Annotated in this window: 8 protein-coding genes; 6 read left to right on the top strand and 2 right to left on the bottom strand. The window is 66.2% G+C overall.

The window, feature by feature from the left end:
* From JWQ89_RS22080 to JWQ89_RS22070, 3 genes are all read left to right on the top strand, one after another.
* On the top strand, positions 1-1,579 hold a 1,579-nt coding region (locus tag JWQ89_RS22080), incomplete at its 5' end, for an MMPL family transporter (RefSeq protein ID WP_299644778.1).
* Positions 1,576-2,109: a hypothetical protein gene (locus tag JWQ89_RS22075; RefSeq protein ID WP_299644777.1), complete on the top strand. Its 534-nt coding sequence runs from the start codon at positions 1,576-1,578 to the stop codon at positions 2,107-2,109. The genes JWQ89_RS22080 and JWQ89_RS22075, both read left to right, overlap by 4 nt.
* A 158-nt stretch (positions 2,110-2,267) precedes the next feature.
* A complete protein-coding gene (locus JWQ89_RS22070) occupies positions 2,268-4,160 on the top strand; it encodes a diguanylate cyclase (RefSeq protein WP_299644776.1) in 1,893 nt (630 codons plus the stop codon).
* A 33-nt stretch (positions 4,161-4,193) separates the two neighbouring features.
* Here the strand turns inward: JWQ89_RS22070 and JWQ89_RS22065 are convergent, their stop codons facing one another.
* Entirely contained in the window at positions 4,194-4,934 is a 741-nt protein-coding gene (locus JWQ89_RS22065; protein WP_299644775.1) for an alpha/beta fold hydrolase, read from the bottom strand.
* Between the two features lie 99 nt (positions 4,935-5,033).
* On the opposite strand from JWQ89_RS22065, the gene JWQ89_RS22060 reads away from it, so the two are divergent.
* From JWQ89_RS22060 to JWQ89_RS22570, 3 genes are all read left to right on the top strand, one after another.
* A complete protein-coding gene (locus JWQ89_RS22060; RefSeq protein WP_299644774.1) occupies positions 5,034-5,981 on the top strand; it encodes an AraC family transcriptional regulator in 948 nt (315 codons plus the stop codon).
* A 68-nt stretch (positions 5,982-6,049) separates the two neighbouring features.
* Complete coding sequence (locus JWQ89_RS22055) at positions 6,050-6,376, top strand: nucleotidyltransferase domain-containing protein (protein ID WP_299644773.1); 327 nt, start codon at positions 6,050-6,052, stop codon at positions 6,374-6,376.
* Positions 6,377-6,379: 3 nt separating this feature from the next.
* Positions 6,380-6,850 (top strand): hypothetical protein, encoded by a 471-nt coding sequence (locus JWQ89_RS22570; RefSeq protein WP_366144034.1) that lies wholly within the window; start codon positions 6,380-6,382, stop codon positions 6,848-6,850.
* A gap of 40 nt (positions 6,851-6,890) precedes the next feature.
* On the opposite strand, the gene JWQ89_RS22050 is transcribed toward JWQ89_RS22570, so the two are convergent.
* Positions 6,891-7,286: nuclear transport factor 2 family protein (locus JWQ89_RS22050; RefSeq protein WP_299644771.1), on the bottom strand; the 396-nt coding region annotated here is incomplete at its 5' end.

Below are 7,286 nucleotides of genomic sequence, written 5' to 3'. Positions count from 1 at the left end.
CATCTACGGCTTCGCGCTTGGCTCGCTGAGTGCGCTGGTGTCGCTGCGCTCGTTCTGGGGCGCGGTGCTCGTGGCGGCGACGCCGTTCGTCGCCATCATGTGGGTGATGGGCATCATCATCGCCCTCTTCGGCTCGTTCTCGTTCCTCACCATCATCGTTACCACGATCGTTCTGGTGATCGCCTTCGCGGAGAGCCTGTTCTTCATCTTCAACTGGCTCGCCTATTGGCGGGAGGGCATGGATCCCTACAAGGCGGTCGACGAGACCGTCCGCGTGGTCGGCCCGGCCAGTGCGCTCACCATGCTGACGACACTGGTGTCTTTCGCCTCGCTGTCGCTGACCGCCGGCCAGGGCATCCAGGAATTCTCGTACGCGGGCACGATCGCCTCGCTGACCAACTTCATCTGCCTGATGACCTTCCTGCCGCTGCTGTTGAAGCTGGCGGTGCGGCTGGGCTTCAAGGCCCCCAAGCCCAGCTTTGCCATCACCGCGCCGATCCCCGTCGCCTGGTTCCTCGCCAAGCGCTACGGCCGGCCGATCGCGGTGGGCGCAATCCTCGCCACCGGCCTGCTGCTGATCCCCTATTTCCTGATCCAGCCGCGGTTCTCCTTCGAGGATTTCATGGCCAAGGACTCGACCGCGCTGACCGCCGCCGAGCAGATCGACCAGGGCGTCGGCGGCGTCGCGCCGCTCTATGTCAGCGTGCCGCTGAAGCAGGGCATGGCCGATGTGGGCGACGAGGACTTCAAGACGGTGCAGGTGGTGCACAACATCGTCGAGAAGTACCTGGGCGTGAACAAGGTGATCTCGGCCGCGGCGTTCACGCACTACGCGGATTCCGGCTTCACCCGCGAGCAGATCTTCAACGCCGTGGGCGACCTCAAGCGCCGCTTCGTCACCGATGACGGCATGAAAGCGCTCGTCACCGGCTTCATGCCGACGATCATCGACTCGAACGAACTCGTACGACTCAAGGAAGGCATCCAGGCCGACATCAAGGCGGCCGGCATCGAGGGCGCCGAGGTCGGCGGCTTCCGCGTGATGACCACCTACGCCACCGACAACATCGTGCGCGGCCTGCAGCTCGACCTGACCATCTCGGTGATCGTCAACCTGTTCCTGATCGGCTGGGCCTTCCGCTCGCTCCGCGTCGCGGTGGCGACGGCGATCCCCAACCTGTTCCCGATCCTCGGCACCGAGGCCTACCTGTGGTGGTCGGGAGCCGGACTGCAGCTCACCACGGTACTGTCGCTGACCATCGCCTTCGGTATCGCGGTGGACGACACCACCCACTTCCTCTCGCACTATCTGCATGCGCGGCGTGAAGAGGGACGATCGCATCTCGATGCGGTACATCACACGATGGAACGTATCGGCGGCGCGATCATCGCCGCAACACTGATCCTTTGTTCTGGTACGGCAATCGTCATGTTCTCGGAACTGCCGCAAGTTGCCTTGTTTGGTACTCTGTTTGTGATAACTCTCGGCTTTGCAGTGATCGGAGATGTGTTCATCCTGCCTGCACTGTTGGTCGCCGGGGGGCGATTCTTTCATCCGCTTGGAGGCGTTAAGAAATGAAGCTCTTCGGACCCCTGTCGCGCATCGTCGCGCTCGTCGGTCTGCTGATCGCAACCCCGATGGCTGCGGTGCCGGCATATGCCGCACCGGCCGATGTGGCCCTGCTGAAGTCGTATGTCGGCAGCTGGAAGGGTCGCGGCACGCTGATCGGAGCGGAAAAGGAATCCGTGGTGTGCCGGCTGTCGCTCAGTGAAGGCAACGCCGAAAAGGTCAATTATGCCGGCCGTTGCTCGCTGGCGGGCACCAGCCTGTCGGTGAACGGCACGCTCGCCTTCAACGACGACGCCCGGCGCTACGAAGCGGCGATGACGTCGAACGTCACGTTCTCCGGCCTCGCGGTCGGCAAGAAGCAGGGCGACGCCGTCGTCTTCAATCTCAAGGAACGGGATAAGGACGAGCAGGGCAACGACATGACCGTAACCGCGGCGATCGTCCTCAAGGGCGCGGGCAAGAGCATTACCGTAGAATTCCAGGTGGTGTTCAACGCCTCGGGCGACACGATCAAGGCCACGGTGCCGTTCACCAAGTAAGGCCGGCCAGACTCGAACAGTTTCAACGGACGGTCCACGGGCCGTCCGTTTGCTTTTTGGTGAACGCATCAGGGACGATGCGAGGGTATTGCTTGGGCCGATGTTAACGAAATCATGCGACACGGATCAAGACAGCAGGCAACGGGAAGTCCCACCCCATGGCCCGTCCGGCCACCAGATCGTTGAGCCTTGGCGCTGCCCTCTACGTGCTCGCCATCTGCGCGGCGATCGTGACGCTAGAAGGCTGGCGCGAATGGGTGGCCCATGACGCGGCCGTGCTGAAAGCCGAACTCGATACCAGCAACCTCGCCCGCTCGATGCGCCAGCACGCCGAGGACACCTACGAGCTCGCCGAGCAATCGGTGTCGATGGTCGCCTTCCAGCTCAATACCAACGGCACCGACGCCGAGGGGCTGCGGCAAACGCAGGCGTTCATGACCAGCACCATGGCCGGCACCCAGCGACTCAGGGGGCTCTACGTCTACGGCGCCGACGGCAACTGGCTGGCGACCACGGCCGAGAACATGCCGCCCGGCGACAACCAGCGCGCCTACACCTACTTCCAGAACCACCTGCACTCTGCCAGCGGCGCACCGTTCTTCGGCGCGCCGATTCGCGCTGCTGGCGACGGCGCGATTATCACCACGGTGAGCCGCCGCTTCAACAACCCTGACGGCAGCTTCGGCGGTGTGATCGTGGCGGCCATCGATGCGCGCTACTTCTCCGGCGTCTACCACACGATCGATGTCGGCGAGAGCGGCTCGATCAACCTGTTCGACGGCGCCGGGCGCCTGCTCAGTCGCGAGCCGTACCAGCCAAAATTCATCGGCACCGATCTCAGCGGCACCGAAATGTTCAGCCAGCAGCTCGCGACGCGGAACTCCGGCGCCTACCAGTTCGTCTCGCCGATCGACGGCGTGGCCAAGATCGGGGGCTTCGACCGCGGCGCGCGCTACCCGCTGATCGCGGTGGTGGCGGTGTCGCGCGACGAGGCGCTGGCGAGCTGGAGCCGCAGTGCCGTGCAGCACGCCGCGATCACCCTCGCCCTGACCCTCGGGGCGGCGCTGCTGGGCCTCCGGCTCGCCGAACAGATCTACCGCCGGCAGAAGAGCGAAACCGTGCTCGAACAGAAGGAGGCGGAGTTCCGCCTCCTCGCGGAAAGCGCCAGCGACCTGGTGGAGCGCTTCGAGAGCGACGGAACCCGGACCTATGCCTCGCCTGCCCTGGAGCGGCTGACCGGCTATGGCCCGGAGGGCCTCATCGGCAGGAATGCCTTCGAGGTCATCCACGAGGACGACCGCGCCTCCGTCCGGGCCGCCGCGGAGCGGCTGCGCAGCGGCGCCTCGGAGCAGGAGACCGTAACCTTCCGCCGGATGCACAGGGATGGCCGCGAGCTCTGGCTCGAGACCTCCCTGCGGATCGCCGCCGAGCAGTCGGACAACCCTTCCGTCGTCGGGGTGACGCGCGACATCACCGAGCGCAAGCGGCTGGAGATGCGGCTCGAAAGCATGGCGATGCAGGACGGCCTGACCGGCATCGCCAACCGTCGGGCCTTCGACATGGCGCTGAGCCGCGAGGTGGCGCGGTCGCGTCGCACCGGCGCTCCGCTGTCGCTGCTGATGATCGATGCCGACCGGTTCAAGCGCTTCAACGACGACCACGGGCACCTGGCCGGCGACACCTGCCTCAAGGCGATCACCGAAGTGGTGGCGATCGGCGCGCGGCGCCCGACCGACCTGGCGGCCCGCTATGGCGGCGAGGAACTGGTGCTGCTGCTGCCCGACACCAGTCTCGATGCGGCACGGACCATCGCCGCCGACCTCTGCCGACAGGTGCAGTCGCTCGCCATCCCGCACCCGCGCAACCCGCCCTGGCGGGTGGTGACCATCAGCATCGGCGTCGCCGCGATCGACCCGCGAGAGGAAGACGCGGTGCATGACGGCTCCTGGCTGATCAGCCTGGCCGACCTCGCCCTCTACGACGCCAAGTCGCAGGGCCGAAACCAGTGCGTCGCCGCCCCTATTCGGATCAGGCCCCGGCTGGCCGGGTGAAGATCGGGCGGCCGGATGGCCGCCCGCGCTGCGTCAGAGCGGCATGCTCGCCTCGACGAATTCGACGATCTGCTGCTGCAACTGCGGCCCACTCTCGGTGGCAAACAGGTCGGTGCCGTGGAAGCCGGTCGGATAGATCGCCAGAGTCTTGGGCTCGCGCGCTACCTCCGCCATGTGGCGCGTGTCCTCGATATAGTCGTCGAGCTCGCTGTTGATGAACAGCTTTGGCGCCGAGGTGCCCTTGAGCGCTCCATCGCTCGCCTCCAGCCCCGCAAAGCCGAGCGGCGCCGATATCGTGACGTATGCGGTGACATGCTCGGCAACAGCCACCGGCACCGTGGCGATGCCACCCATGCTGGCGCCGATCAGCACGATTTCGCCTGCCCCCTTGCCACGAGCAAAGCGCACCGCCGCACTCAGGTCGCCGCCGATCAGGCCGATCTCCCTGGTGCCTTCCGACGGCGGATAGCCGCGGAAATTGTAGGTCAGCACCGCATAGCCCTGGCCGACCAGCTTCGCCACCAGCGGCTTCCAGCTCTGCTGGTCGTGGTTGTACTGATGCGACATGACGACCACGTGGTTGCCTTCGCCGTACCAGATGCCCGAAAGCACAACGCCGTCATTGCTGTTGAAGCTGACCGGCCTTCCCGTGGGCTCGGTTGCCGCCTCGGCTGCAGCGGCGGCAGGCATGGTTGCGGCCATGGGCAGGAGGGCGACGGCAAGCGCCAGAAGTCCGGCGACGATGCGCCCGCGGCGGGGATAGCTGATGTGCATGGGTAGTCTCCCTGAGACCGGCCATCCGTGACCGGCCCCCTGCCCTAGCTGCTGCGTTGCCGCTGGCGTGATCGCCGCGCGGCTGCCATTATGTGCCAAATGACAATTTCTCACCCGGCCGAGATCGCCACCGCCGCCCCCCTCGCCATCGTGGGCCGCGAACGCTATCGCGGCTACATCGTGCCGCTCGCGGTGCAGCGCGGCGGGCCGCTGGCCGCCGCCCTGCCCGAGCACCCGCGCTTCGCGATCGTGCATGTGGCAGGCGGCTCATGCGTGCTGAACAGCACGCACGGCCTGCAGCTGATCGCGGCGCCCGCCGTGATCCTGCTCGACGAGGCGACCCGGCCCGAGCTGCTCCGCCAGCAGGGCCTCGAGCTTCGCGTGGCCTATTTCGATCCGAGCGTCGTCAACAGCGCATTCAGTCCCGACGCGCTGCGCGAGACCCCCGCCTTTGCCGGAACCGCCGAGCAGGACGCCTACCTGCTGCGGCCGTTCGCCGATCCGAAGCATGTCGGCCGGCCTCTCCTCCTGCCGCCGGCGCTGAGCCAGCAGCTTGACCTTGCCTTTTCCCGCATGAGCGCCGAGGGCGAAACCCAGCGCGACCTGAACTGGCCCTGCCGCACCCGCTCGTTCCTGATCGAACTGCTGTTCCAGCTCCGCGTCCTCGTCGACGAGCCCGCGCTCGCCCAACGGCCCGCCGCGACCGGCAACCGGCTCGACCAGGCGCTGCTGCTGGTGCACGAGTGGTACAACAGGCCGTTCACCCTGAAGGAACTGGCGCAGAGCTGCGGCAGCAACCGCACGGCGCTGAATACACATTTCCGATCCGTCACCGGGCAGAGCGTGAGGACCTACACCGTGACGCTCCGCATCAGTACCGCGGCCGCGCTGCTGCGTGACACGCTGCTGCCGATCGCCGAAATCATGAACCGCGTCGGCTACGACAATCCCAGCAGCTTCACCCGGCAGTTCAAGAAACTGCTCGGCCTCACGCCCCGCGACTACCGGAAGGCAGAGTCGTGGATGCTGAGGACACGGGGAGGGTAGCCGCCCGGCGGGGCGAGCTTGGCGCCACCGGCTCGGCCTCCTAGTACTGCCGCGAGTGAGGACAAGGCATGGTCGTGACGATCGCAGCGCGCAAAGCCGGCAAGACGGAGCGTCTGCAGCGGGCAATCGCCGCCGCGATGCAGCGGCTCGCCAGCTATGCGGCCGGGCATGCGGGCCGGTTCCTGGTGTTCGGGTCCGCCGCGCGAGGGGAGCTGCGATTCGACAGCGACTTCGATGTCGTCGTCGCCTTCCCCAAGGCAGCGGAGCGTACGGCGCGGGACTATGCCGAGGCCATCAGCATCGAGCTCGGGCTCAAGCCGGACATCATTCTGATTGGTGACGCGTGCAGCTCGTTGCTGGAACGGGTTCACCGGGACGCGGTGGTCCTGCAGTGAGCGATGCGTGCTGGCTGGATGTGGAGGCCGACGTGGCTGCGGCTGTGCGGCGTTTCACCAAGGCCGTGGCCCAGGGAAGCGGGCGGCTTCGACGGCGATGAACTCGACCGCCATCGGGCTGAGATGGCGCTGATGCACGCCATGCAGTCCGGACACGCTGCTGCCGAGGCAGCCTTGCTGAGGATACTGCGGATCCTGGATGAGGAGCGACCCGAAAGGGGACGACTGGCACGCCAGAGTTGTCGACCGGCTGTGGGCGCCAGTCAAAGGGCGGTACCAGCGCCCGGCCCCGTTGTCCGGCGAGATTGCCGCCGATCTGCACGAGACGCGAAGCTTTCGTCATCGCGCCACGCACAGCTATGGAGATTTCGACCTCGTCGAATCGGCCCCTCGCTCGAAGCAGCCAAGCGCCTGGCGACATCGTTTCCGGCCGCCGTTTCGAGATTCAAGGCGATCATCGATCCGGAGCGTTGAGCCGACCAAAGGTGTTGCAGCACCGGACGCAAAAGTGAGGCTAACCCCTCTGACTGGCGATCGCCGTGTTGTGGTCCTGCATGATGAGCCAGCGCTCCTCACGTTTCACCACTACGAAGGTGCGGATGAACCTACCGGCTTCACGCGCCAGCCCATCCGGCCCCACATAGCCGCTCATCAGGCTGATCACCGTTCCGACCGCGACGTCTGGTGTCGCGAATCGGATGGACATCTCCTGGACCGTGTCCGTCACACCTCGCAGAAACGCGCGATGCACTTCGCGCACGGTGTTGAGCGTTGCCGCCCGGCTGGCGTCGAGCCCGCCGAAGGGGTTCACATGGTGCCAGTCCTCGGTGGCGTAGTCGGCAGGAGCGCTGAAGCCCTCATCGAAGGCCTCGTAGAAGCGCTTGATCGCCTCCCGAACCGCCGTCTCCTC

It is taken from the genome of Devosia sp., assembly GCF_028290645.1.
Lineage (GTDB): Bacteria > Pseudomonadota > Alphaproteobacteria > Rhizobiales > Devosiaceae > Devosia_A.
This window is presented reverse-complemented; position numbering and strand designations above follow the sequence as displayed.

Excerpts from the sequence above, each read along its gene's own strand:
- JWQ89_RS22065 (WP_299644775.1), bottom strand. The coding sequence starts at position 4,934 with ATGCACATCAGCTATCCCCGCCGCGGGCGCATCGTCGCCGGACTTCTG.
- JWQ89_RS22570 (WP_366144034.1), top strand. The coding sequence starts at position 6,380 with ATGCGTGCTGGCTGGATGTGGAGGCCGACGTGGCTGCGGCTGTGCGGC.
- JWQ89_RS22055 (WP_299644773.1), top strand. The coding sequence starts at position 6,050 with ATGGTCGTGACGATCGCAGCGCGCAAAGCCGGCAAGACGGAGCGTCTG.
- JWQ89_RS22075 (WP_299644777.1), top strand. The coding sequence starts at position 1,576 with ATGAAGCTCTTCGGACCCCTGTCGCGCATCGTCGCGCTCGTCGGTCTG.
- JWQ89_RS22070 (WP_299644776.1), top strand. The coding sequence starts at position 2,268 with ATGGCCCGTCCGGCCACCAGATCGTTGAGCCTTGGCGCTGCCCTCTAC.
- JWQ89_RS22060 (WP_299644774.1), top strand. The coding sequence starts at position 5,034 with ATGACAATTTCTCACCCGGCCGAGATCGCCACCGCCGCCCCCCTCGCC.